This window comes from Bacillus sp. NSP9.1 (genome assembly GCF_000465465.2).
GTDB lineage: Bacteria > Bacillota > Bacilli > Bacillales > Bacillaceae > Bacillus > Bacillus sonorensis_A.
In genome coordinates this window covers 141,441-167,790 of record NZ_CP048273.1, presented here as the reverse complement: position 1 = coordinate 167,790, position 26,350 = coordinate 141,441, and the positions used below count along the sequence as shown (strand labels likewise).

Sequence of the window (26,350 nt, the reverse complement as noted above, 5' to 3'; positions counted from 1 at the left end):
TCATTCAAGGATTTACAATGAGCGACACTCGAATCCAACGGTCAGTTAGGATACATGTTAAAGCCGAATAAGCAATATGCGACTAAAGAAGATATTCAACAGTTGAAATCACTGCTTGAAATGAATCTCAAGCAAACTCGTATGGACACCCCGGCACCGCAAGCAAACTCCTCAGACAACATTTTTACGAAAATTAAAGACCCTATACATTCCAAAAAGCATCCAAAAGGATTGAAATGAGGCTGTCTATGAAGTATAGCATTTTTTTTAATATTCTTGGCAAATGGATATTATGTGGAGGCATCATTGGCGGTATTGTCGGATCAGTGACAGCCTTCCTGCTTGAAGCAAACGACTACCTGAGTGAAGTCAGAGAGCAAAATAACTGGCTCATCTACCTTCTGCCGCTTGGAGGACTTGTCATTGGCTACATATACATGAAATATGGAAAAGTAGTCTTAAATAACACCTTACATGACACGGCCCAATTAAATAATCTTGTCATTGATGCTGTTAATAGAAACAAAAAAGTTCCGAAGAGAATGGGGCCTATTGTCTATTTCGGAACTTTTATCACGGTTTTTTTCGGCGGATCGACCGGAAGAGAAGGGGCAGCTGTCCAAATGGGAGGCAGCGTCGCGGAAATGATCAACAAGTTGTTTAAGGTCCGTTTGGCAGAAACTAAAATTTTCATTATGAGCGGTATTAGCGCCGGATTTGGTGCTGCATTTGGCGCACCCATGACCGGGGCTGTATTTGGAATGGAGATGACCGCTTTAGGAAAGCTGAAATTTGAAGCGCTTGTCCCTTGTGTTGTAGCTAGCTTCACCGGTCACTATATCACGACTGCAGCTTGGGGAGTGAAACATGAAGAATTTATGATCCATGCTCTGCCTGAGTTATCTTTCATTACGTTTGTAAAAATTCTTCTTGTTTCTGTTATATTCAGTCTATTAAGCGTCTCATATTGCCAATTGAGACACGGCATACAAATATACAGCGAGAGAGTGTTTAAGAAAAACCATATGATAAGAGCCTTTGTTGGCGGTATTATCATCGTATGTTTATTTTTATTGGCTGGTTCACAAGATTACAATGGACGGGGTTTGAACATGTTGGAGCAGGCTTTTCAAGAAGATGTACCTCCTTTTGCCTTCCTGGCCAAGCTCATTTTTACAGCCATTACTTTGGGGACAGGCTTTGTAGGCGGTGAGGCGATACCATTATTTTTCATGGGAGCAACACTAGGGAACACCCTGCACTCCTTTTTCCATTTACCTCTCTCATTTTTAGCAGCGTTGGGACTGATTGCAGCGTTTTCCGGCGGTGCGAATACCCCTATCGCCGCATTCTTGCTGGCATTGGAAATGTTTGATGGAAAAGGAGCAGAGTACTTTTTTATCGCTTGTCTGCTCAGCTATATATTTTCCGGTCATCACGGACTATGGCCGTCTCAAAAAATATATGAACCAAAGAGCCGGTTATACAGCGTAATGAACGGAGAAACGATCGAACATGTTGAGAAAAAGAAAAAGTCTTAGAAGCTGTCCATTCTTTTAGTGGGTGGCTTTTTCTTGCTATGAGAAGCCCGGGTGCATTTTCAAGTAGCAGTCTTCATTCTCATCTCCACCCGCTGATACCCTGGCTATAAAGGAGGCTCAACATTCTAAACCATCCATAAAAAAGCCAAAAGAATAAAGTGCTTCTTTTCCCTTGACAAAAAATATATATTATTTAATAATCTATATATAATTAGAATTATTACAGAAAAATAAATTCTATTATTTTATTTTTCTATAACACATTTAGGAGGAATTTACGCATGTCTTTAATCGGAAAAGAAGTAAAACCATTCGCAGCAAAAGCTTACAAAAACGGTGAGTTCATCGATGTAACAAATGAGGACCTGAAAGGCCAATGGAGCATTTTCTGCTTCTATCCAGCTGATTTCTCTTTCGTCTGCCCGACTGAGCTTGAAGATCTGCAAAACGAATACGCTGCTCTAAAAGAGCTTGGTGTTGAAGTATACTCTGTTTCTACAGATACGCACTTCGTACACAAAGGCTGGCACGACAGCTCAGAAAAAATCGGCAAAATTACTTATGCGATGATCGGCGACCCGTCTCAAACGATCTCCCGCAACTTTGAAGTACTTAACGAAGAAGAAGGTCTTGCTGACCGCGGAACATTCATCATCGATCCGGACGGCGTCATCCAAGCCGTTGAAATCAACGCCGGCGGTATCGGCCGTGATGCAAGCATCCTGATCAACAAAGTAAAAGCGGCTCAATACGTCCGCCAAAACCCAGGCGAAGTTTGCCCGGCTAAATGGGAAGAAGGTTCTGAAACCCTGACACCAAGCCTTGACCTCGTAGGCAAAATCTAAGGAGTGCATACAATTGGTACTTGAAGCAAATATCAAAGCACAACTAAACCAATACATGCAGATGATTGAAAATGACATCGTCCTTAAAGTCAGTGCAGGCGATGACAGTGTCTCTAAGGATATGCTGGCTCTTGTAGAAGAGCTGGCTTCCATGTCATCCAAAATCACTGTTGAAAAGGCGCAGCTCGACAGAACGCCAAGCTTCAGCGTCAATCGCGCCGGAGAGGAAACAGGCGTGACATTCGCCGGCGTTCCGCTCGGACACGAATTCACATCTTTGGTGCTGGCACTCTTGCAAGTGAGCGGCAGACCGCCAAAAGTCGATCAAAAAATCATCGATCAAATCAAGAACATCAGCGGCGAATTCCGCTTCGAATCTTATATCAGCCTCACATGCCACAACTGCCCTGATGTTGTACAAGCATTGAACATGATGAGTGTGCTCAACCCGAACATCACACACACGATGATTGACGGTGCGGCATACAAATCAGAAGTTGAGAGCAAAAACATCATGGCGGTGCCGACCGTATACTTGAACGGCGAATCCTTTGGCAGCGGCCGAATGACGCTTGAAGAAATTCTTGCGAAGATGGGCAGCGGCACAGATGCGTCTGAGCTTTCTGATAAAGATCCGTTCGATGTCCTCGTTGTCGGCGGCGGACCTGCCGGTGCAAGCGCAGCGATCTATGCGGCGCGCAAAGGCATCCGCACGGGAATCGTTGCCGAACGCTTCGGCGGCCAAGTCCTTGACACGATGAGCATCGAAAACTTTATCAGCGTGAAGCGCACCGAAGGCCCTAAGCTTGCGGCAAGCCTTGAAGAACATGTGAAGGATTATGATATCGACGTCATGAACCTGCAACGCGCAAAAGGTCTCGAGAAAAAAGATCTGTTTGAACTTGAACTGGAAAACGGCGCTGTTCTGAAAAGCAAAACCGTCATCCTTTCAACAGGGGCCCGCTGGCGCAATATCGGCGTACCTGGTGAACAAGAGTTCAAAAACAAAGGTGTCGCATATTGCCCGCACTGTGACGGTCCACTGTTTGAAGGCAAAGACGTAGCCGTTATTGGCGGCGGCAACTCCGGAATCGAAGCAGCGATTGACCTTGCAGGCATCGTCAACCATGTGACTGTTCTTGAGTTCGCGCCGGAGCTGAAAGCGGACGAAGTTCTGCAAAAACGTCTCTACAGCCTCCCTAATGTAACTGTCGTGAAAAACGCGCAAACAAAAGAAATCACAGGCGACGAAAACGTTAACGGCATCACTTACGTTGACCGTGAAACAGGAGCAGAAAAACACGTCGAACTCCAAGGCGTCTTCGTCCAAATCGGCCTTGTGCCAAACACAGAATGGCTGCCGGAAACCGTCGAACGCAACCGCATCGGCGAAATCGCAGTCGATAAACGCGGCGAAACAACCATTCCTGGATTGTTCGCTGCAGGCGACTGCACAGACAGCCCGTATAACCAAATCATCATTTCGATGGGATCTGGTGCAAATGCCGCTTTAGGCGCGTTTGATTACCTGATTCGCAACTAACTAGTATACAAAGCCGCTGTACTGCTTAAATAGCAGTGTGGCGGCTTTTTTCTTTCTATTAAAAAGTAATTAACATACACAATATGCGCACCTGGCATGGTTCACCACACCAAATTCTAAACCCTCCCTCCAGCAACACTTCTTATATCTCTTCCCACTTCCGCATGATCAAAGATCGTGAAGTCGATCACATTGGATAATGGTAGCGGATGAACTGAAGATGAGCCAATCATTGATTTTTTTCTTTGGAAAATTTCCTTTGGTGTGTGACCTTTCAACATCCACAAAGTGATTCAATAATTCACCTAAAGCCTGCTGCCAAGTTTCATTTAGGAGGGTTCTCAGGCGAGACGGAATGTTTAATTAACAGCAGTATTTCCACCTCCTGATTACGGTTTTATCTTTTCATAATGAAAATTAGCGACTTTAACCGCTCTGCTCCTTCAATTTCAAGCTTTTTAAAATGCAAAATTCCACTCCCAACAGCAATAATCACTGTCTTTGTATAATGATTTTGACCTGACGCCGCGCAAGCAAAAATGGGTATCAATTCTATTTTTTCATTCAACACAGCTGTTGGATCAAAGGTCAATCAACTAACATCCCAAATTTTTCTCCGGGTAAACAAGGATTTCCCCGCCAAGTTTCGGCCAATATTCAATTAGCTTCCTCTCTCCTAACCCGCTATCAAAGGTTGAATATCATCCTGTTGACTCCCAAACATCATTCGCAATTGCTTATCAATGATAAGTTATTAAACCCATTTTCATCATAATTCATTTTATCTTTCTAAAAGTTTTCATTTTCATGAGGGTACTAGGATAAGGACACAATTTCTGTATTGACATATTGAAAAATGAAATATATATTTATTGATATTGATAATCATTATCGATTATTTATTCGTTTCTCATTCTGCGGGCCATAAAGATGATTCAGTATTTACTAGAGAATTAAAGTACTGGCTCTGGGGGACGTTTAATTGTAAAAAATCTCAGTGTAACAATTTCCAGATAAAAGGTGACAACCATCTCGAATCCAATGGTTGTGGAAAATCTACATCTACTGAAGGCCATTACGCATATTATTCCACATCAATCAGGCTCAGTCCTTTTAGATGGAAAAGACATTTCAAAAGAAGACACAAAAAAGCCTTGGCGAAAAATGGGCATACTGGCACATCGGACTATAAATATCGCCGATTGACACTCTTTCCTGAGATCAGCGTCAACGTGTTTGAATTGCTATGGCTCTTGTACGGGAGACGGACATTATTTTTTTGATGATGGTACTTCATGATTTACATCGAGCTGCTCGTTTTGCGGATTATATCATTGCATTAAAGACGGCGAAGTCGTGAAGGCTGGGCTTGTGAAGAGGTGAGGACTGCGGGAAGTCTTTCAAATTGATGCCGTTATTGGCCGTGACTCGAGAACAAATAAGTGTTACTTACAATTTATAAAGAGGTGAAAATGAGCATGAAGAAACTATTAATCCCGTTTATGCTACTGCTGACGCTTATGATTAGTGCATGTGGCAATGAAGAGTCAACAACAAAGGACAGCGGCTCAACAAAAAAAGAATCCGAAACGATTACATACCAAGCGGAAACAGGACCAATTGAAGTTCCAGCTAACCCACAAAGAGTTGTTATGCTTTCAGGCTACACTGGCAATGTTTTAGATTTAGGAGTCAATGTTGTCGGTGTAGACACTTGGTCTAAAAACAATCCAACCTTTAAAGAAAAGTTAAAAGATGTTCAAGAAGTTTCAGAGGATGACCTAGAAAAAATTATTGAATTAGAGCCAGATTTAATCATCGCGTTATCAACGGTAAAAAACTTAGACAAATTAAATGAAATCGCACCTACTGTTACTTATACATGGGGTAAAGTAGATTATTTAACTCAACACGTGGAAATTGGCAAGCTACTAAACAAAGAAAAAGAAGCCCAAGCATGGGTTGATGACTTTAAGCAACGTGCAGAAGAAATTGGAGAAGATATTCGTACAAAAATTGGCGAGAATTCAACAGTATCTGTTATTGAAGCATCTGGGAAAGACCTTTATGTTTTCGGTAATAACTGGGCGCGCGGTACAGAAATCTTATATCAAACGATGAAACTAAAAATGCCTGAAAAAGTAAAGGAAGACGCATTAAAAGCAGGGTATTATACGTTATCAGCTGAAGTGCTTCCAGAATATGCGGGAGATTATGTCATTTTAAGTAAGTACTCTGATGCAAATACCTCTTTCCAAGAAACAGACACATACAAGAACATTCCTGCTGTCCAAAAGGGACATGTCATTGAAATGCAAGGTGAAGGCGCATCATTCACTGACCCAATCACACTTGAAAAGCAACTGGCATTCTTTAAAGAAGCATTTCTAGGAAACTAAAACTGGAAAAAGTAGAGGTCTATTTGAAAAGGGTTGGCCGGAAAGGGACGTTATTTCCCTGTCTGTCAGCCCCTTTCCCCTTCTAAGAAAGGAAAATGACGAGCCTTATGGTAAGAAAAACTCTATCTTTTACCTCATTTGCATTCAAACTGATCTTAGGAATTCTAGTTCTGATTGGTATGTTTTTTATAGCGATGATATTTGGAGCTGCAGACGTCTCAGTTGAAGATGTATGGTTGGCTCTTTCGTCTTCTGCAACCGGTGATCATATTTCGATTATCCGTGATATTCGGTTACCTCGTGAAATAGCCGCCATTGTTGTGGGCGCAGCTCTTGCTGTCTCTGGTGCAATCATGCAAGGTATAACAAGAAACCCACTTGCTGATCCAGGTTTACTAGGATTATCTGCTGGGGCTTATGCAGCATTGGCTGTTACGATCGCCTTCGTTCCTTCAGCTAACTACTTTTTGACGATGGTTGCCTGTTTTATTGGAGCCGCAATCGGCGCCTTGTTGGTTTTTGGAATTGGTGCGATGAAAAAAGGCGGATTTTCTCCTCTCCGTATTGTATTAGCGGGTTCTGCTGTTTCCGCCTTTTTATACGCCATTGCCGAAGGGCTTGGCCTTTATTTTAAAATTTCTAAAGATATCTCAATGTGGACAGCAGGAGGGGTTTCCGGAACGAATTGGAACCAACTGCAAACGATTGTACCTTTCATTGTAATTGGAGTTGTTGTTTCCTTTTTCCTTTCGAGACAACTTACCATTCTCAGCTTAAATGAAGAAGTTGCAGTTGGCTTAGGCCAAAATATCATCAGAATTAAAATCCTTCTATTTATTGTCATTATCATTCTCGCCGGGGCATCTGTTGCTCTTGTTGGGAATATGACCTTTATCGGTCTTATAATTCCTCATATTGTTCGAGCAATGGTTGGAACCGATTATCGTTATATTTTACCAATGTCTGCAACTTGTGGTGCTGCTTTTATGCTATTTGCTGATACACTTGGCCGTACCTTAAATGCACCATATGAAACACCTGTTATAGCCATTGTGGCTATGCTAGGTTTACCGTTCTTCCTGATCATTGTCCGAAAGGGAGGAAAAGCACTCTCATGACACATTCAGCACTAATCAAAAAACAGCGAATTATTTTATCGATTTCTCTCATACTCATCCTAGCTACAGCTGTTATTGGGATGGGAATAGGGTCTGCTAGTTTATCTTTTGACAGACTCATCCGGACTCTATTAGGTCAAGGAACCTTTAAAGAGGAATTTATATTATATTCTATTCGCTTGCCTCGAATATTGATTACTTTATTAGCTGGGATGGCACTTGCTTTATCAGGTTCTATTTTGCAAGGAATCACAAAAAATGATTTAGCTGATCCAGGCATTATTGGGATTAATTCCGGTGCTGGGGTTGCCATTGCCATTTTCTTTTTATTTTTCCCAACCGAAGCTGGATCATTTGTTTATATGATTCCAATTGTTGGCTTTATCGGTGCAATTATAACAGGCTTCTTCATTTATCTGTTAGCCTATAACAAAAATAATGGCATGCAGCCTGTAAGCTTAGTCCTCATCGGAGTCGGGTTCTCAACTGCACTTTCCGGAGCTATGATTGTCATTATTTCTTCTGCTGAACGGACAAAAGTCGATTTCATCGCCAAATGGCTGGCAGGAAATATTTGGGGAACAGATTGGCCATTTATTTGGGCTCTCCTGCCTTGGTTAGTCATCTTGATTCCGTTTACTTTGTACAAAGCAAATCGACTAAATCTATTAGGATTAAGCGAGCCTGTAACCATTGGAGTGGGGGTTTCCATTGAAAGGGAGCGGATCATTTTACTTTTAACAGCTGTCGCATTAGCTGCTGCTGCTGTTTCTGTCACTGGAGGTATTACCTTTATCGGATTAATGGCCCCACATATCGCAAAAACTTTGGTAGGACCTAGAAATCAGCTATTTATCCCTGTTGCTATTCTACTTGGCGGTTGGTTATTATTATTCGCCGACACAATCGGACGTAATATCATTGAAACCACTATACCAGCTGGAATCATGGTCTCATTAATCGGGGCACCTTACTTTATTTATTTGTTATTGAAAAAGTAAAAATCCATAAAACGAGGCTGTCCCAATAAGTCTTCAAAAATTCATTTCAAAATGGACCCATTAAATCAAACCCTTTGGTAGCCCATTTTGCAGAGGTGGTATGAAAGGGAGGAATTTTCTCTTTTCAGACGACCTCTTTTATCTATTAGAGTGGAATCTATAAAAACCTCATTTACTTATGATAGGCTCCTCCCGCCTAATTCTCGATATCATGATAAATTGTTCAAGCAACACTTCTTATATTTTTTTCCGCAGCTCGCTGTCATGTTTAATCCTTTGATCCAATGCCGTTCTGATCGTATTAACAGCCAGCTCCTATCTAGGCTTGTTACTAAGCTTTATTTCAACAAAAAACGCTTTGTTATAGCTGCTTCCTTGTCATCGTAGAGTCCATGACAACCGCACGCCGCTTTTTTTGACTCTTTCTCCGGAAAATATTTGCATACTTATATCAATAGGCTGCCATAAATATGGTACTATTATTTTAAAAAAGAGATTCAGAGGCTGAAGCAATGAATGAACTTGTGTTTGAAAAGAGAGAATTTACTCCAGACCATGTGAATGTTGTAAAAACAATGCATTTAAATAACTATCCGATTGTGTATATCCTTTATAATGAGAAAAAGAAACCGACTGCATATATTGGGCAAACGGTTCAAGCTGCACGGCGTTTGAAGAATCATATAGATGATAAAAAGCGGAAAAGTTTAAATCGCTTTATTTTAATCGGCCATGAGAAATTTCATCAGTCTGCGACGTACAATATCGAATCAAATCTAATTAACTATTTTATCGCCGATAACCGCTATCAGCTGCAAAACGTGAGCCAGACCAGGTCTAGAGAAATGCACAATTACTATCAGAAACCCTTTTATAATGAAAATATCTTTCAAGTCATTTGGGAGAAGCTGAGAAAAGAGAAAATTGTGAGCGATTCTCTTGAAAACCTTAGGAATAAAGACATTTATAAGTTATCTCCTTATAAGGAACTCTCACCCCAGCAGCTCGATATTAAAAATAAGATCCTTGATTTCTGTAAAGAACATATACAAAAAGAAGGAAATCATGTCATTGTCATTGAAGGAGATGCCGGCACAGGTAAAAGTGTCTTATTAAGCTCTCTGTTTAATACGATTCAAGACTTGGCTAACAGCGGGGACCCTTTTTTAGGTAAAAAAGATAATTACTTGCTGGTGAATCACAGTGAAATGCTGAAGACTTATAAAAGTATCGCCAACAGCTTACCGAATTTGAAGAAAAAGAGTCTTATGAAGCCAACACCATTTATTAATGAGAAAACAAAGACGGGAGCAACAGCGGATATCGTATTAGTAGACGAAGCTCATCTGCTTTTGACAAAGGAAGATTCCTATAACAATTTTCGCTACCAAAACCAGCTGGATGAGATCATTAGGCGAAGTAAAATCACTGTTGTGATCTTTGATCCAAAACAAGTCCTAAAGATTAAAAGTTATTGGAACGATAGGCTGCTCGAAGAAATCATCAATCAGTATGATGCGAAAACCGTAAAACTTACAGACCAAATGAGAATGAACGCCAATCCAGAAACGATGAAGTGGATTGACAGCTTTGTTGAAAAGAAAGTTCTTCCCTTGCCGACTGAAGACTCCTCCTTCGAGCTAAAAATATTCGAAGATGCTGCTGCGTTTAAAACAGCTATTGAACATAAAAACAGTGAAGACGGGCTCTCCCGGATTGTCTCGACCTTTGATTATTTACATAAAAAAGATAAAAAGACTTACATCGTTGATGAAGAAGGGATTAACATGCCCTGGAACAGCACCCAGGATAAAGTGACATGGGCCGAAAATCCAAATTCTATTAAAGAAGTCGGCTCCATTTATACTGTTCAAGGGTTTGATCTAAATTACGCCGGCGTCGTTCTCGGCCCTTCTGTAAGCTATGATGAAGACAACGACGAACTGGTAATTGATACTTCTAAATACAAAGATAAAGGGGCATTCGTGTCACGTACAGATTTGTCTCCAGAACAGAATGAACAAATTAAAGAACAAATCATATTAAATTCAATAAATGTCCTGATGAAGCGGGGCATACACGGCCTCTATATTTATGCGACAGACCCTAAATTAAGAAAGAGACTACTCGAGTTAGAAAGGGGAAAATGATCATGAGTGATATCCAAAACCTAATCAACGCAATCAACGAATTCAGAGATGAACGAAACTGGAGACAATACCATAACCCAAAAGACCTCGCCATCTCAATCTCCATCGAAGCAGCAGAGCTGCTCGAAGACTTCCAATGGATCAGCAGTGAAGAAGCACTCAAAGCAAATAAAGAAAACATCCGTGAAGAAATCGCGGATGTTTTGATCTACTCACTCATGCTGTGCAACGATCTTGGACTGGATGTGAAAGAGATTGTGGAAGAGAAAATTGTGAAGAACGGGAGGAAGTATCCGGTTAAAAATAATGGTTAAGACTCTCCTTTGACACTTTTAAGTAGAGAGAGCTTCTTTCACAATTGAAGACCGCTCTCTCTATCTCCATGATGCGTCGATTTTTATGGCGCTCTGCTCATCTCCCTACTTCATTTGCTTTACACCGTTAGCTTGCTCCATGTTATTTTTTCATTGTTTCAAAAAATGACATTTGTCATCCGATTTTCATGACATCACTTACTAAAATCCGCCTTCCTCAGCTTATACAATAAAATGAGTAAATCAGGAGGTGGTTTATAAGTCATGTGCAATGTTGTGAGCTTGACGAATGTAACAAAGACTTTCCGCCAAAAAACGGCGGTTGATCAGATAGATTTTTCAATTGAAAAAGGAGAAATTGTCGCGATTCTCGGGCCGAACGGAGCCGGGAAAACGACGACGATTTCAATGATGCTGGGGCTGTTAAAGCCGACGGACGGTGACGTTAGATTATTTCATGCCTCACCCCAAGAAAGGCGCGTGCGCGAGAAAATCGGCACGATGCTGCAGGAAGTCAGTGTGATGCCGGGGTTAAATGCAGGGGAAATCATCGAACTCGTTCGAAGCTACTATCCAAAGCCCTTGCCCCTTCAAACGCTTTTGCGTTTAACAGGCCTGACAGATCGCGATTTAAAAACGCGGGCAGAAAAGTTGTCCGGCGGACAAAAACGCCGGCTGAGCTTTGCCTTGGCGCTTGCCGGCGATCCTGAGCTGATGATCTTTGACGAACCTACAGTCGGAATGGATATCACATCAAGAAACCGCTTTTGGCAAACGATCCATAACCTTGCTGATCAAGGAAAAACGATTATTTTTTCAACTCACTATTTACAAGAAGCAGATGATGCCGCACAGCGAATCCTGCTCTTTAAAGACGGCAGCATTGTCGCAGACGGAACACCGCAGGAAATCAAAGCAAACATTGTGAGGCAGTCCGTTTCATTTATGGCGGACCCGGAACAACCGCTGGAAAAGCTGTATCAGCACCCTGAAATCGAGCGGATTTACAGAAAAAACAAGCGCATCTTCATCGAAACAGCCAATACGGACAACATCCTGGCGCTCATTTTCGAGGAGAAGATCGGCGCTTATGATATTCAAATCGAACGCGGCAATCTGGAGAAGGCGTTCAGTCAGCTGACAGACAAAGGAGACGAGGAAAAATGAGCGTATTTCAGATGCAGTGCAAAACAGAGATCAAAAGAATGCTCAGAAATCGATATTATGTTTTTTGGTCGCTGGCGATGCCGATTGCTTTCTACTATATTTTCACCAATATCGTCAACACGAACGCTTCCGACCCTGAGGCCTGGAAAGCGCATTATTTAATGTCGATGACATCATTCAGTGTGATGGGCTCCTCGATCATGACGCTCGGAATCCGCATGGTACAAGAGCGCGCTCAAGGCTGGTCGACGTTTATTCGCGTGACTCCCCTCCCGGATCATGTATATTTTGCCGCGCAAATGGCCGGGCAAAGTGTCATTCATCTCCTGTCGATTACGGTAATCTTCTTATCCGGCGCTTTGATCAACGGCGTTTCTTTAACCCCGTTGGAATGGATTTTGAGCGGCTTGTGGATCTTGCTTGGCTCGCTCCCGTTTCTGGCGATCGGAACATTGATTGGGATGATGAAAAAAGTCGACACAGCGGCCGGAGTCAGCAATGTGCTCTATATGGCGCTCGCTGTTGCCGGCGGGATGTGGATGCCGCTTGAGGTGATGCCGAAAATGATGCAGAATATCGGCTATTGGCTGCCTTCCTATCATTTTGGCAGCGGAGCTTGGGAGATTGTGAAAGGCGAAATGCCCGGCTGGCAAAACATTCTCATCCTGTTGACCTATTCAGCAGCACTTATGCTACTATCTAAATATCTGAGAAAAAAACAAGAAGCGGTGTGAGCCAGAATGAAAAAATCGTTCAGCATGTTTCCGAGCCGATACGGCTTTTTTCCTTATATCTTTTTAATCTATTTGCTGCTGCCGATCAGCTATTTGACATATCAGACGGCGGGCCTGAAACAGCTGATCGGCTTCGGACTGGTGCTGCTTTTCCTTGTGACGTACCGCCAGCTTTATTTTATTTCGCCGCAAAAAAAATTGTTTTCTTATTGGCTGGCCATCCAGCTTTCGATCATTTTAATCTACACTGTATTCTATGATATCAACTTAGTCTTTTTAGGCTTTTTTCCAGCAAACTTTATCGGTTATTACCGGGAAAAAAAGAAGTTCCGGCGCGGGCTTGCCAGCCTGGTTGTTGTATTGGTCGCCCCTTTCACCTATCATCTGCTCAATGATCAGTCGCTGCACAACCAGCTCTCTTATTTTCTGCCCTTTCTCGTGATTATGCTCATTTCACCATTTGGCATCCGTTCGATGAACCGCCGCATGGAGCTGGAACAAGAGCTTGATGAAGCCAATCAGCATATTCAGGAACTGGTCAAGCGCGAGGAGCGTGTCCGGATTGCCCGCGATCTCCATGATACACTTGGCCATACCCTGTCACTGCTCACATTAAAAAGCCAGCTTGTCCAGCGCACCGTCGCAAGCGATCCCGAACGGGCGCGAAAAGAAGCAAGAGAAATGGAAACCACATCAAGAGCGGCTTTAAAACAAGTCCGAGAACTCGTGTCTGATATGAAAACGGCAACGATCGCCGAAGAGCTCATTCACATCCAGCAAATCCTGCGGGCTGCCGACATCACATTCGAATACATGGGAGATTCCGATTTTTCAAGCATCCCTCCCGTCACACAAAACATTGTCAGCATGTGTATTCGCGAAGCCGCCACAAATATCGTCAAACACAGCCGCGCCACCCACTGCATCATTTCCATTTCGCAAACAGACGAAAACATGAGCATCACCGTCAAGGACGACGGAATGGGAATCGATCAGCAAAAACCGTTTGGAAACGGCCTGCGCGGGATGAAAGAAAGGCTCTCATTAATCGACGGAGACATCGATGTTTCAACCCATAACGGCGCTGTATTAAAGATAACCGTTCCCATGATAAAGAAAGAACGAAAAGAGGAAATGCTATGATTCGTATATTCATTGCCGAGGATCAAAAGATGCTGTTAAGCGCGCTCGGCTCCTTGCTTGATCTGGAAGAAGACATGGAAGTGATCGGCCAAGCGATAAACGGTGAAGAAGCACTCGCCGCCATTCTCAAACTGGAACCGGATGTCTGCCTCATGGATATCGAAATGCCGGTCAAAAGCGGCCTGGAAGTGGCCGAAGAGCTCGCAAAGCAAGGCGCAAAAACGAAAATCATCATCCTAACGACGTTTGCGCGTCCCGGCTACTTCGAACGCGCCATCAAAAGCAATGTCCACGGCTACCTGCTCAAGGATGGAGAAATCGACGACCTCGCCGCTGCCATCCGCAAATGCACAGAAGGCAAACGAACCTTCAGCCCGGAACTCAGCTTCGCCGCCATCCGCGAAACAAACCCGCTCACCGAACGCGAACAGGCCATCCTCCGCCTCGCCGCTCTCGGTAAGACGACGAAAGAAATCTCCGCGGAACTTTTCTTGTCGTCAGGAACCGTCCGGAATTATATTTCTGAAATGATGCAGAAGCTGGATGCGAAAAACCGGATGGAAGCGGCGAGGATTGCAGAGGGGAAGGGATGGGTTTGAGTGTGATCTGGGTGATCAGCAGTTTATTGCTCGATAGGTATTTCAGATGCTTTAGCTGGCCTTTCAGCTCAATTTCATGACCTTTTAGGACAGCTCCTTTATTGAACAATGATCATTCCTAACCATCGACACTCTCGTTTTGAGATGTTTTTAGAACAACTCCTCCTTAATCGATAAGTTCACCTGAACATTCTTTTAGTTGTTCAATACCAATTTCTATCGCTCTTTTCTCTGTATCAATCAGTGATAAACCTTGTTTAATTGGACTCCAATACTCATGTTCATACTCGTCATCCCATTCAAACCATGCAAAGACTTCTGTTGTGTATAGACCATCATGTCTTTTCATAATTTCAACTTTGTATTTTTTACTTGGTGATAAAATTTTTTTTACAATTTTCGTCATAGATACCGAAGGTCCTTATCTAATTTGATTTTTAAAAAGTTGGTAACTCGGGATAAAAACACAATTCCTTTTATATACATGGTAAATGTCATATTTATCTCCTTTCAACGTTTAAAAAGTACACAGAGAGTCTTCTAATTCTTACTGCGTAAAAAAGAACACTTACACATTTTGCGAAGTGTTCCTATTCCCATTTTCCTTTGAAGCTCCTTGCTTGACCATTTGATCAAAAGTGCTTCTGTAGCTTTGATTTTGAAAACCAATACATTGTCATACCAAAGAATATTCCACCTATAACCCAAACCAATATATTCCACAAACTTACATTTATTTCACCAGTCGATAAATAAGGAGATACATATTCCATAAAAATTAACATGGATAACCCCCATTGAAAACCAGCTAAAAATGACGTTTTTTTCAAGCGTTTTTTCTTTTCCTCATATTCTTCTATCGAAGCACAATCTGTTTCATCAAGATGTTTTTTCCTCATTTTTATAATAATCATAGCCCCGTAAATCATATTAATCATGAAAAGTGAAGGTGTCGCAAACGATAGGGTGTTTTGTATTGTATCAATGATGAGACTAATGAACATTAATAACATGGATAAATACCATAACAAAACCCCAGAAAAGGCTAATTCCTTATAAATTTCATAACGCTGATATTCATCACGATCGTCAACTGCGCCAATAAAGCGATTAAGTATTTGATTCTTCATTCATTTTCTCCTCCCAAAATAGAGTGTTAAGGTCTGTTTTGAGCTCCTTAGCTAAGGAAATACACAAAGACAAAGAGGGGTTATACTTATCATTTTCAATTAGATTAATGGTTTGTCTTGCAACACCAACTCTTTTGGCAAGTTCAATCTGAGTAAGGTTGCATCGTTTTCTATACTCTTTGACCCTGTTCAAGCCAAACACCCTTTCATCACCATCGATATGTACAATATATATGACATTTATTCAGATGTCAATTATATGTTACACTGAGATAAGCCTATAAATTATAATTTCAAAGATCCTTTTCAAAATTCAAAATAAAAAAGACCGTCTTATTGACGATCTATTGTTAAAGATAGGATCCCAAATCCACGTAACGCTTAAAAAACGTCAGGGCCATATCCAGGTTTCGGTGACCAATACTGGTCCGGGCATCCCCGCCGAACATGCGGGCAAGATCTATGCGAAGAGTGTGCCGAACGAGAAGACGACGTTTTATGTTCAGCTGGACTGACTAAAAAGCATATGGCGCCGGAACGTGTAACAAACAACCATGTTGAAACAGCTGTGTCATCATTGGAAAAGCTCGGCATACAGCCGAGCTTTTATCTTACAGTCCAGTATACTAAATTTTCTGCGTGTCTTTCCTTTCTTGAAGTTCGTACATCGCAACCTTATAACTTATTACTTCTAAATGTTTTAGGTTTTCATTGATTTTATTCTGTACTTCTAATTTATGCTGCATCATCATTTCTTTTCTTTGCAGGAATGTTTCATCGCCTAATTCATAAAGATCGATATATTCTTTTATTTTAGAAATAGGCATTCCTGTCAACCGCAGAGATCGGATAAAGTTGATCCATCTCAAATCGTCATCATTATATATTCTACGACCATTTGAATCTCGAGAAATTTTTCTTAACAACCCTTCCGTTTCATAAAATCTGAGTGTATTTGCAGTCACATGTAAGTTATCAACTACATATTTCATCGAAAATGACATCCGATCCGTCCCCTTTCGTTATAGTTACTATAACGAAATGTAGATCAAAAAGATAGAAAAATGCTTTAGTAACCTCTACCTAATAGCAAATTCTATTGTAAAAACATATATTTGACTTCGAGCAGCAATAATAAACTACATTAGAAGTACCGGGAAATAGAAAACATCAAAACTGGAGGCAATTAAGCGATGAACTCAAACTATGAAAATGGAAAAAAACTTTTTCAAGAAACTGATGAAGCAGGAATCCAAGCGGTTATTCATACTTTAAACGATGTATCTCCCCACATAAGTCGGTACATTATTGAATTTTTTGGGCAAGTTTTCAATAATCCCGTACTCACCTATCAACAAAGAGAAATGATCGTGATCTCTGCGTTAACATCGTTAGGTGATACTCCAAATCAACTCAAGTGGCACATGAATTTCGGTTTGAAAGTTGGAATTACGCCAAACGAAATTATTGAAATTGCTACCCATTGTATTCCGTTTTGCGGGGCTCCTCGTGCTTTAAATGCCATTACCGTTGCGAAACAACTTTTTGCAGAACAAAATATCGAAGTAAACATCGAGGACGAACTACTACATTCTATAGGGGAACGACGGGAAAGAGGCGTAGCAAAACTTCAAGAAATCGACGGCAAACATGGTGAGGCGGTTGCCGATTCACTTGCCGAGATTGCCCCTGTATTAGCTGAACAAATCATTGAATTTGCGTTTGGTGAAATCTACAGCCGCTCAGGACTAAACCCTAAACAGCGCCAACTCGTCACATTAGGAGCCTTAACTGCTCAAGGTGGATGCGAGACACAGTTGCACGTTCATCTCAATGCCTCCATTCGTGTAGGTCTAACGAGACAAGAAGTGATTGAGGCATTACTGCAATGCTACCCATACACGGGGTTTCCTAAAGTCTTGAATGCTGTAAATGTTGCCAAAAAGATATTTTTAACATAGTCATTCACCGGTAGGGCAAGTTGATAAAAAGACCGGACTTCACTCACAGAGTTTTTCCGGTCTTTTTACATCCTAACTTGATCAATTCATTTTGAGCACTTCCGACTCATAGGACTTAAAAGCATTTTCCATGCCCATAATGACATCTTTAATTTTCATGTATCCCTGGGTGTAAATCTTTAATTTCTTTCTCACATATAGTGATACTGCTTTATATCGTCTACTTCACATACCACAAAATCCGTAAATTCCTTTTCCGGAAGCGCCTCAGCATCAAAAAAGCGGGCCTGAACATGCTGATTGTATTTTTGGACGATCTTCTGCAAAGAAGCAGCATGATTATTGCGCTCTTCACGATATAATGCAAGCCAGGAAGGATAAAACAACACGATCATCATATATCGCATCTGCACTTCTCCCTATAGAAATATTGAATTCTGCGGATTTTGTAATCGATCAGGAATCAAACTGCATTAACCTATGTTAATGCAGATCGCTTCGGAACAACCTGCTTAACGATACAGGAGATACACCTATGTAAGAAGCGACATGATACTGAGGAATTCTCTTCTCCAACCCAGGATATTTCAGAAACGCCTCATAGCGCTCCCTTGCTGTAAGATATAACAATTGGCGTTCCCGTTCTTCCTTTCTGATGTATAATCTCTCCACGCATTTCCTTACGAATCTTTCCCACATATGGCTTTTATTCATTAATTCTTCCAGTACATCCTTCCGAATTTCTATAACGACCGAATCCTCCATCGCTTTGATCGTAAAGTTGGAAGGCTGGCTTGTTACCATAGCACCATAGGAAGTAACAAAATTTTCTCACCTGTTCTTTCTTAAATTTATCAAACGCATTTCTTCTTTCATCAATTATTTTTATATACCCATTTTTTCCTTCTTTACAAAATCATAGTTACTTTCTAATGCAAGTTCTTTTGAAATTTGGTACATCGTAACCGTTTCTTTTCATCCATATCTTATTCTCCAGTCTTTGGTTAATAGAGAGAAGCAAAAAATACAATACTAATCTATTCAATTATTTTACTACAGTTTCTCATTCTAATGCTTAGAAGCTCGTATCAATCCTTTTAAGTGCTGCTCGTTGGAAAACTAGATAATAAAAGAGGGGGAATAGTTGGTTACTTTCCCCTCTTTCACTACCTCTCATTGATAAATGGTTGATTCTAAGAAATCCACATACCACTAATCTTCATATCCAATCTTTCTTGGATAGATATTCTCGCTTTCTAGACAAATTTTTATTTCGATTTCTTCTCCTTTATCCTTAGCTGTAAAATATACAAAAGACCAATCTTCCATATCAAGGCTAACGTGCTGGTAGGATCGTTCCTCCAATTCATTGATATACGCTGAATATATCATTTCTCATTATTCTCATTTCGCAGTAACACGTCTTCATAGATTTTTTCGCCATTCTTCAGACAAACTAAAAAGAGTGGTTGGTTGGTTCGTATCAGCATCAGATGCTACACAAACCAACCACTCATGTTCTTCTTTATTGTAAACACAAGAATGAACCAATACCATTTCAGGAGAAATACTAAACATTTCTTCCGAAACAAGATTTTCATCAAGTTCCTCTTTATACAATAGAACTGATTCTTCGCCAAGTTGTTCTTCTTCAACATCAATGCCAAATTGCAACGACATGAAAATAACGAAATATTCAGCGTTATAATAACACATTGACCTTCCCTCTTAAATTATAGCCTTTTTCCTTTAGAGATAAGTATCTGCAACCACCAATGATTAAATGGTCGAGCAATTCAATCCCCATCAGTCTACCTGCTTCTTTAAGACGAAAAGTAACCGATATATCTTCTTGAGATGGGGAAGTATCTCCAGAGGGGTGATTATGGAATACCATGATGCTTGCTGCTGATGATAAAATAGCTCATTTCATGACCTTCCTAGGACTAACAAGGCTAGCATTTATACTTCCAATATGGCAAATGTTTAATGAAACAGGTTGGTTCTTTGTGTCTAATGAGACTACGACGAAATGCTCCCTGTCCATATCTTCTAGGAAGTTTTTTATAAGTTCGTATGCATCGTTTGGTGAACATATGCTTCTTCTTTTATATAAAATACTTGATTCTCTTACTAACTTAACAGACACAATGTTAACTCTTTTTGCACTTTTCATGTTTAACACTCCTAATAGTTATAGTGTAATTAAGCACTTTAATAATATATGTTTGATGATTATTTAAATACGGACAAAAAAAGAACCTTTATGACAAGGTTCCTTAACGTAAACTACTCAAAAGCAAGAGTAGTTTGTATATTAAATTCATAAATACTATTTAGAGTTTCCCTTAAAGCATTCGCTAAATGATACGCTAACATTGGTGGGACAGCATTTCCAATTTGCTTAAACATATGCGACTGAGATCCTTGAAAAATAAAATTATCAGGAAAGCTTTGCAACCTTGCTGCTTCTCTTATTGATAATGACCGAGCTTGTCCTCCATCTGGATGTATAAAAGCTAAACCATCCTTGTGTAAATGAGCAATTATTGTTGGGGACGGACGTTCCCAATCGAGTTTTCTATAAAAGTCATCGAAGCCATTTCTCAAACGAACAGGTAGCTCCTGAAACCCATTAGCTCTTAGGTATTCAGCAATCTCATCTAAATTCAGTTCTCTTAACTTTTGAAAAGGTGCTAATCTACGGAATATCTCTCTGTCTCGGGGATTGTTGTATCTTGAAAGGTGATTATATATATAACCTTCTTCATAATTATTATCTCGTCGCAAATTAAAAGCATTTTCATTAAGCATAGTTAAAAATGAATTGGGTTCAATTTGGTGAATGGTTTTATTCTCTCCATCTCTTACTCCCAAAGCTGGTAAATCTCCGATTGCATCTCTTACTGTATAGAAATCATCGTCATTTAAGAAAGGCTCTGGAAACTGAAAATCAATGCCTTCAAAATCATTCCGGACCCCAACGAAGAACACTCTCTCTCTCTTTTGAGGGACCCCAAACTCAACTGCTCTCAAGATTGTTGAAGTAACTCTATAACCAACGTATCTACCTTCAGGGTCATCGTGTGAAAAATCATTCTCAATGTTTTCTCTAATCGCTCCATCTTGCATAGTATAGAGTCCTGGCACATTTTCCATCAAAAACATTTTGGGTTGATAATAACGAACGTATTTTACAAACTCTTTATAGAGACTATTTCGAGGGTCTTCTCCAAATTCTCCAAAATCACTCGTTCCTAACCGAGTTCCAATAGTAGAAAAGCCTTGACACGGAGGACCTCCTATAATTAAATCATAATTTGAAATTTGAGTCTCTTGCTCCAATTGTTGTGGACGTAGTTCAGTTAAATCCCCTTGAATTATAATTGTTTCTGGATGATTTTTTCTTTGGGTTTCACATGCTTTTTCATCAATTTCAATTGAAACAGCCACATCATAACCAGCCTGCAAAAAACCCTCACTCAGTCCTCCACACCCTGAAAACAAATCTAAAGCTTTATATCTCATAAGTTTCACCTTTTTAAATTTTATTCTGTAATTATAACACCTTTTTGCTAAAACCGCTAACTCTGAGAAACATACGTTCTCTTTTTTTCCCGCTTTTACCCAACGAAAAATGATTAAAAAACCGGATTCACCCGAAATAAAACTGTTTACTTACCCGATTTTACCCTGTATTATTTTAAGTGGAAGTGATAACCACTTAACTTGAAAGGGATGGTAATAATGAGTTGGATGAATAATGAACTCCTTGAATTACTCGAAGCGGAAAATGGGGCAGCATCTACAATTACTTTACGAGAAGCTACTGGAGACAAAAGTGTAACACTGGATAAGTTCGAAAAAACAGTTCTGCAAGCCTCATATCCTGATATGGATTTCCCAAGAAAAGGTGGGGGAGAGGGAAATGATACTCAGAAGGATTTTAAGTTCTTCGTCCACCCCTATAACGATTTGGAAAATTCACATTTGCGAACGGTATCTATTGTTTATCCAAAAAGAACAGGGAACGAGCTTAGATTATACTTTAATAAATCCTCTGAATTCACAATTGACTCTGATACGTTTTACAGTAAATTAACAGAAGAGGAAGAACCCCATTGGTATATTTTTCAAAAAAATGATGACGAGTTCCCTCATATAGGAATGGCTGACTTATCTTTCTTGGAAGAATACCCAATGCAATTTGAAAATAACGGATTCTTAGAAAAAGAGGATATCGATGACACTGCATATCAAGCCTCTCTACAAAATGAATTGGGTAAGAAACGTGTGCACACTATTTCTTCTCGATTTCAGAGAAACATCCAAGAATCAGCTCAAGCTTTGAAAGAAGCAAACTTCACCTGTGAAGTGGACTCAACTCACAAAACTTTTATATCTGCAGCTTCTGCTCAGCCTTATGTAGAAGGACATCACTTAATACCACTATCACTTCAAGACCAATTCGAACTCACTATTGATATTAAGGAAAATATTGTTGCCCTATGCCCAAATTGCCATCGTCTCTTGCATCATGGCACTAATGATGATAAAGAAAAAATTCTTTTTAAGCTATGGACCGAAAGAAAGGACCTCTTATCAAAAAGAGGAATTAAGGTTGATACTCCAACATTTCTAAAGTTTTATTTAAAATAAAAGAATTACTCAGTTCTGGAGAGAAGGAACTGAGTAATTCTTTCTTTTCTCTTGCTTCTAAAAAACCTCATTTACTTATGATACGGTTCCCCCCGATTAATCCGAAACGCCCGATAAACCTGCTCGAGTAAAATTAGCCTCATCAGCTGATGTGGGAACGTCATCCTCGAAAACGACAGCTTCTCATCCGCGCGCTTCAGGACGGCGTCGCTCAAGCCGAGTGAGCCGCCGATGACGAAGGTTACCTTGCTCTTTCCATATGTGGCGAGTCTATCCATATTATCGGCTAATTCTTCCGAGCTTTTCATTTTTCCTTCGATCGCGAGGGCAATGACGTGGGCGTCAGGGCTGATTTTGGAGAGAATTCGTTCGCCTTCTTTGTCTTTGATGATTTTCATGTCCTGATCGCTTAGGTTTTCCGGTGCTTTTTCGTCCGGCAGTTCGATGATGTCGACTTTTGCATATGCCGAAAGCCGTTTTATGTATTCGTCGATTCCTTGTTTTAAATATTTTTCTTTCAGTTTTCCGATTGCTACGATTGATATATTCACAGGTCATCCCCACTTTAAGAACAAGTTATTCAGGTAGATTATCCACAATTGTGGATAAGGATTGTGTATTTAGTGTCCGATCATTCGTTCCCCACTATATATACTGCAGGCTTATCACACAATTCACAGGTTGTGGATAAACTGTGTGTATGTTCGATTTTTCTGATTTCCGGGGCTAATTCTTCCTCATCCACATACATGTCAATGACGGTCTCAATATGTTCTTCGCAAGACTTCATGAAAGTCCCTCCAATATCTGTATCATTGGGCTCTTTTATGAAAAAGCTCCCTATTCAATATACCCTATTTATTCACATGTTAATAGGTTTTACCCTTCTTTAGATCATTTATCCACAAGCCCTTTGGATAACTTTCCACACAAAAAGCACTGGCCTCCTGGCCAATGCTGAATGTCTCCGCTGTCTGCTTTTCATTTATACCGCTTCGCTTTTCACACCTTGATGATCTTCTGATATCTGTTTGTTGATGAGATGCTGCAAATAAGTGACGTTGAACAAGAAGGTCATCACCCCATTTGTCTTCAATTGCCGCTTTAGAAGAGCCTTCCGAATCCTGAAACAGCTTCTGATGTTTACAAAGCAGAATAAAAGGAATGAAACTTGAGGCAAAAAGCTGTGCGCTGGGTACAGAGCGCGCAGCAGGATGTTGTCGCCATAAGGGAGAACATCTTCTAAGACATAATGTAGACTTGCCCAAAACGATTCCAGCATTGAAAAAGCAAATAAGAGCACCGTCACTTTTATCGCAATGTACGGGAGCTTGATCTGATACCTCTCGAACAGCTGTCTTCTCGACAGAAACCAAAATGGAATATACATCCCGAAGGTTACGAGCGTTAACAAAAGCGCGTGATCGGCTCGAATCTTCGGAAATTCCGCAAATTCTTTCATTGTTAAACCAACTTCTTTCCTTGCCATCTATACTTTTCCACTTTCCATATAAAAAGGTACTATAACGCAATTGATAAATCAAAACCAAATCTAGCTATTTAATGGAATTTTTTTAGGTATATCAGTTCCTTTTTTTGATGACGATAAATAAATCGGGTCTTTTGGATCGAGGCAAATTTCGTGCTTTTTCTTTGGGAATCGACAATCAATAGGGCGAAAATCGTCATTTTTTTCATCCTGTAATATTAAATCTCACTTTCTGTAACATAAAGAGGTTCGATATGATCATTTTGACTTTTTTTCGACACGTTTCTTTCAACATGAATAGGAACAAAGAACTGCTCCAAAAAAGGATCAAAGCTTAAAGCTTTGATCCTCGTGTTTACAGCCGCTTGCTCATATGCAAATCAGTTGTTTCAAAATTCATTTTCTCATACAGCCGTTTCGCCGTCTTATTATGGGCGAATACATGAAGGGAAAGCTTTTTGATACCCAATTGCTTTGCTTCCTCTTCCAATGCCTTTAAAGCCTGCTGGCCGTTTCCTTGTCCGCGATAGGCCTCGTAAAGGCCGAAATCATAAATGAACGCTTCCTTTTGCGGGTGGTAGGGATCTGCGTAAAGCCAAAGCCAGCCGATGACATCCTTGTTTTCATTCACAATCGACCAGAGATAATGATTGATGGTTGCCGTTCCATCGGGCAAAAGCGTTTTCAGTTGTTCTTCCGATTTCTCCATTGCTTCCGCTATCGTCCATGTGCCGGCTTTCACTTTTGCCATGGCGTAATGTTGGATTGAGTATGTTTGATAGGTTCTAAAATCGTCTTCCGACATCGGTGTCAGAAAGACCGGATTTCTTTTCTGCTTGCTTAAGTCTATTTTCAATTTCGTCTTTAACATCGATTATTTTTTCACTTCCTTTTTCGTTCTTATGATGCCCTGGTCAAATAAGGCCGCTTGGGCTCTGCCAGTTTATTGATTCTGTGCTGTATGTATATCACATTTAAAAGGAATGCGAAAACAGAGCCTTTGGCAGGTTCTTTTCCCGACAGTTTATTCAATGAAGCCGTCACAACGAGCGCACAGTAAATCAGAACACCAGCAGACAAAATCAAAATAATTCTATCCAGCAATAGATAAAGGCTGTAGTGCATCTCTGGAAATACGATTGCGGCTGATATTCTCATCGGAATAGAAAATAAATGATAAAATATAATGGCTTTTAACGTGGTGTAGGGAATATCATGATATGGCAGCAAATCGAAGCTTTTTCTTCTGGATAAAAACCAATATGGAATGTAAATCCCCAGGGTAACAAGACACAAAACAACAACGGACACCGTACTTTTGTTCTTTTCATTAGACAGCGTTTTCATCGCCATCTGCAAATTGTCGTTCATATCATTCCTCCGGATCTTCTTTTTCCAAACAAATGAATTGAATGAATATTTTCATTTTAGCGGCACACCCATCAATATATTCTTTTCCCAGTTGTTAGACAATAAGACTTAGGAACTAAGGTGACCTTAGGCTCATTTTTTGAACATTTATCCCTTCCTTTCTCATCAACTTCATCATTGATTTTTTCATTTTTATGTATTTTGAACGAACAAAAAACAACCTGGATTTTCCGCCAGGTTGTTTTATTATGGTTTTTTTATGCCGGTGTCTTGATTTTGCGAAGCGAGATTCGCCAATCGTTTCCAGTTTCAATATCGTGTGACTAAGCAAAAAATCCCTGGTTGACGGCAAGCCCCAAATTGTCCAGCGAATTCACGTAAACAAGCGGCTGGCCCACCGGGATTTGCGGCAAATGAACGCGCAAATGGCATGACCTGGTGATAGACTTTGTGTCCGTTATTCATCACCATGACTTCCAATACATCTCCGTAGTGAATGTCTAACGTGCTAAACAGCGTCCTGCTGATATTCGTCCACAGATTGCCGAAGCGAATATCCAAAATATCGATTGTGCCTGTTATCCATTCATCTTCTATATAGGCTTCCATGACAGGGAGCTTGATCACTGAATTCGCGGAGAGCTCGGGGCCGATCTGCTCGAAGCCGATGATGCCTGCAGCAAGTCTGGCTCCTGTGTATGCATAAATATCACGATCGTAAACGTATGCGACTCGCCGGACTTTGGAAGTCTGTTTTGCCATTCATCGAGCTGACGGGCTTCGGCGATTCCAATTTTCCTGCTGATATGGGTGAGCGTCCCGTTATCCGGTGTGATGATATATTGATTTGTGGCGATCTTTACGGCAATGCTTCGCCGTTTTGAGCCGACACCGGGATCGACGACGGTCACAAATACCGTTCCTTCAGGCCAATAAGAAACGGTTTGCAGCAGGCGGTATGAGGCCTCCCAAATGTGAAACACGAGAATGTTGTGTGTTAAATCGAAAATCCGGATTGAACTGTCAACCGAATTTGACCGCCCCGTCGTCAATGCCAAAATCCGATTGCAATACAAGCGCATGCTGACTCATCCCATCTCCGTTTCCTTGTCAAAATCATACAGCACGGCGAAATGAAACGCAATACGAGCCCTTGTCCGTTTTTTCCGTAGAATCGGTTTTTATC

The 26,350-nt window shown here is 40.7% G+C and carries 25 protein-coding genes and 6 pseudogenes; 14 read left to right on the top strand and 17 right to left on the bottom strand.

Annotated elements, in window-relative coordinates; genetic code table 11:
• The first annotated feature begins 236 nt into the window (after positions 1–236).
• The 3 genes from M654_RS00940 (at position 237) to ahpF (ending at position 3,929) form a co-directional block, all read left to right on the top strand.
• Entirely contained in the window at positions 237–1,541 is a 1,305-nt protein-coding gene (locus M654_RS00940) for a voltage-gated chloride channel family protein (RefSeq protein WP_328700227.1), read from the top strand.
• Between the two features lie 281 nt (positions 1,542–1,822).
• The gene (ahpC, locus tag M654_RS00935) at positions 1,823–2,386 is read left to right on the top strand and encodes an alkyl hydroperoxide reductase subunit C (RefSeq protein ID WP_026589422.1); all 564 of its coding nucleotides are present in this window, start codon (positions 1,823–1,825) and stop codon (positions 2,384–2,386) included.
• A gap of 13 nt (positions 2,387–2,399) precedes the next feature.
• Entirely contained in the window at positions 2,400–3,929 is a 1,530-nt protein-coding gene (gene ahpF / locus M654_RS00930) for an alkyl hydroperoxide reductase subunit F (protein WP_026589423.1), read from the top strand.
• A 69-nt stretch (positions 3,930–3,998) separates the two neighbouring features.
• Here the strand turns inward: ahpF and M654_RS24270 are convergent.
• A pseudogene (locus M654_RS24270) lies at positions 3,999–4,094 on the bottom strand (SEC-C metal-binding domain-containing protein); the annotation flags it as partial.
• Positions 4,095–4,353: 259 nt separating this feature from the next.
• Positions 4,354–4,630, bottom strand: a pseudogene (locus M654_RS23720) (thioredoxin reductase); the annotation flags it as partial.
• A gap of 777 nt (positions 4,631–5,407) precedes the next feature.
• Between M654_RS23720 and M654_RS00915 the strand changes: the two are divergent.
• The 9 genes from M654_RS00915 to M654_RS00875 all read left to right on the top strand — a co-directional run bounded on the left by M654_RS00915 (position 5,408) and on the right by M654_RS00875 (position 14,554).
• Positions 5,408–6,328, top strand: a complete 921-nt coding sequence (locus M654_RS00915; RefSeq protein WP_026589425.1) for an iron-hydroxamate ABC transporter substrate-binding protein — start codon at positions 5,408–5,410, stop codon at positions 6,326–6,328.
• A gap of 107 nt (positions 6,329–6,435) precedes the next feature.
• Positions 6,436–7,446: a FecCD family ABC transporter permease gene (locus tag M654_RS00910; RefSeq protein ID WP_026589426.1), complete on the top strand. Its 1,011-nt coding sequence runs from the start codon at positions 6,436–6,438 to the stop codon at positions 7,444–7,446.
• Entirely contained in the window at positions 7,443–8,447 is a 1,005-nt protein-coding gene (locus M654_RS00905; RefSeq protein ID WP_026589427.1) for a FecCD family ABC transporter permease, read from the top strand. Before M654_RS00910 ends, M654_RS00905 begins: the two co-directional genes overlap by 4 nt.
• A 512-nt stretch (positions 8,448–8,959) precedes the next feature.
• Complete coding sequence (locus tag M654_RS00900; RefSeq protein WP_026589428.1) at positions 8,960–10,597, top strand: DUF2075 domain-containing protein; 1,638 nt, start codon at positions 8,960–8,962, stop codon at positions 10,595–10,597.
• Positions 10,598–10,599: 2 nt separating this feature from the next.
• Entirely contained in the window at positions 10,600–10,911 is a 312-nt protein-coding gene (locus M654_RS00895; protein ID WP_026589429.1) for a nucleotide pyrophosphohydrolase, read from the top strand.
• Between the two features lie 264 nt (positions 10,912–11,175).
• The gene (locus M654_RS00890) at positions 11,176–12,078 is read left to right on the top strand and encodes an ABC transporter ATP-binding protein (protein WP_026589430.1); all 903 of its coding nucleotides are present in this window, start codon (positions 11,176–11,178) and stop codon (positions 12,076–12,078) included.
• Positions 12,075–12,812 (top strand): ABC transporter permease, encoded by a 738-nt coding sequence (locus M654_RS00885; RefSeq protein ID WP_026589431.1) that lies wholly within the window; start codon positions 12,075–12,077, stop codon positions 12,810–12,812. Before M654_RS00890 ends, M654_RS00885 begins: the two co-directional genes overlap by 4 nt.
• A gap of 6 nt (positions 12,813–12,818) precedes the next feature.
• On the top strand, positions 12,819–13,955 hold the full coding sequence (locus M654_RS00880; RefSeq protein ID WP_026589432.1) for a sensor histidine kinase: 1,137 nt from the start codon (positions 12,819–12,821) through the stop codon (positions 13,953–13,955).
• Positions 13,952–14,554, top strand: coding sequence for a response regulator transcription factor (locus M654_RS00875; protein WP_026589433.1), 603 nt, complete (start codon positions 13,952–13,954; stop codon positions 14,552–14,554). The genes M654_RS00880 and M654_RS00875 overlap by 4 nt, the downstream gene beginning before the upstream one ends.
• Before the next feature lie 166 nt (positions 14,555–14,720).
• Here the strand turns inward: M654_RS00875 and M654_RS00870 are convergent, their stop codons facing one another.
• From M654_RS00870 to M654_RS00855, 4 genes are all read right to left on the bottom strand, one after another.
• The gene (locus tag M654_RS00870) at positions 14,721–14,960 is read right to left on the bottom strand and encodes a hypothetical protein (RefSeq protein WP_026589434.1); all 240 of its coding nucleotides are present in this window, start codon (positions 14,958–14,960) and stop codon (positions 14,721–14,723) included.
• Positions 14,961–15,186: 226 nt separating this feature from the next.
• Entirely contained in the window at positions 15,187–15,684 is a 498-nt protein-coding gene (locus tag M654_RS00865) for a DUF3278 domain-containing protein (RefSeq protein ID WP_026589435.1), read from the bottom strand.
• Positions 15,665–15,877: a helix-turn-helix transcriptional regulator gene (locus tag M654_RS00860; protein WP_026589436.1), complete on the bottom strand. Its 213-nt coding sequence runs from the start codon at positions 15,875–15,877 to the stop codon at positions 15,665–15,667. The genes M654_RS00865 and M654_RS00860 overlap by 20 nt, the downstream gene beginning before the upstream one ends.
• A 433-nt stretch (positions 15,878–16,310) precedes the next feature.
• Entirely contained in the window at positions 16,311–16,676 is a 366-nt protein-coding gene (locus M654_RS00855) for a MerR family transcriptional regulator (protein ID WP_236251182.1), read from the bottom strand.
• Between the two features lie 201 nt (positions 16,677–16,877).
• On the opposite strand from M654_RS00855, the gene M654_RS24180 reads away from it, so the two are divergent.
• Positions 16,878–17,645 carry a carboxymuconolactone decarboxylase family protein gene (locus M654_RS24180; RefSeq protein WP_051290447.1) on the top strand — a complete coding sequence of 256 codons (768 nt, stop codon included), beginning with the start codon at positions 16,878–16,880 and terminating at the stop codon, positions 17,643–17,645.
• Positions 17,646–17,726: 81 nt separating this feature from the next.
• On the opposite strand, the pseudogene M654_RS00845 reads toward M654_RS24180, so the two are convergent.
• The 5 genes and pseudogenes from M654_RS00845 to M654_RS00830 form a co-directional block, all read right to left on the bottom strand.
• Positions 17,727–18,052: pseudogene (locus M654_RS00845) on the bottom strand (darcynin family protein).
• Positions 18,053–18,128: 76 nt separating this feature from the next.
• A pseudogene (locus tag M654_RS23705) lies at positions 18,129–18,476 on the bottom strand (Crp/Fnr family transcriptional regulator); the annotation flags it as partial.
• Between the two features lie 594 nt (positions 18,477–19,070).
• Entirely contained in the window at positions 19,071–19,361 is a 291-nt protein-coding gene (locus tag M654_RS00840; protein ID WP_236251181.1) for a hypothetical protein, read from the bottom strand.
• Positions 19,348–19,821: pseudogene (locus tag M654_RS00835) on the bottom strand (JAB domain-containing protein). The gene M654_RS00840 and the pseudogene M654_RS00835 overlap by 14 nt, the downstream one beginning before the upstream one ends.
• A gap of 113 nt (positions 19,822–19,934) precedes the next feature.
• A complete protein-coding gene (locus M654_RS00830) occupies positions 19,935–21,173 on the bottom strand; it encodes a DNA cytosine methyltransferase (protein WP_026589441.1) in 1,239 nt (412 codons plus the stop codon).
• A gap of 219 nt (positions 21,174–21,392) precedes the next feature.
• Here M654_RS00830 and M654_RS24175 point away from each other — a divergent pair, with 219 nt between their 5' ends.
• Positions 21,393–22,304, top strand: coding sequence for an HNH endonuclease (locus M654_RS24175; RefSeq protein WP_051290448.1), 912 nt, complete (start codon positions 21,393–21,395; stop codon positions 22,302–22,304).
• Between the two features lie 71 nt (positions 22,305–22,375).
• Here the strand turns inward: M654_RS24175 and rlmH are convergent, their stop codons facing one another.
• The 6 genes and pseudogenes from rlmH to M654_RS00795 form a co-directional block, all read right to left on the bottom strand.
• Positions 22,376–22,855, bottom strand: a complete 480-nt coding sequence (rlmH, locus tag M654_RS00820) for a 23S rRNA (pseudouridine(1915)-N(3))-methyltransferase RlmH (protein WP_026589442.1) — start codon at positions 22,853–22,855, stop codon at positions 22,376–22,378.
• Between the two features lie 80 nt (positions 22,856–22,935).
• Complete coding sequence (locus M654_RS00815; RefSeq protein ID WP_003177948.1) at positions 22,936–23,094, bottom strand: CxxH/CxxC protein; 159 nt, start codon at positions 23,092–23,094, stop codon at positions 22,936–22,938.
• Positions 23,095–23,289: 195 nt separating this feature from the next.
• Positions 23,290–23,793 (bottom strand): hypothetical protein, encoded by a 504-nt coding sequence (locus M654_RS00810; protein ID WP_236251180.1) that lies wholly within the window; start codon positions 23,791–23,793, stop codon positions 23,290–23,292.
• Positions 23,794–24,148: 355 nt separating this feature from the next.
• Positions 24,149–24,664: a GNAT family N-acetyltransferase gene (locus tag M654_RS00805; RefSeq protein ID WP_035428584.1), complete on the bottom strand. Its 516-nt coding sequence runs from the start codon at positions 24,662–24,664 to the stop codon at positions 24,149–24,151.
• A gap of 29 nt (positions 24,665–24,693) precedes the next feature.
• Positions 24,694–25,164: a DUF4234 domain-containing protein gene (locus M654_RS00800; protein WP_026589445.1), complete on the bottom strand. Its 471-nt coding sequence runs from the start codon at positions 25,162–25,164 to the stop codon at positions 24,694–24,696.
• 323 nt (positions 25,165–25,487) lie between these two features.
• Positions 25,488–26,256: pseudogene (locus M654_RS00795) on the bottom strand (SAM hydrolase/SAM-dependent halogenase family protein).
• Positions 26,257–26,350: the final 94 nt, after the last annotated feature.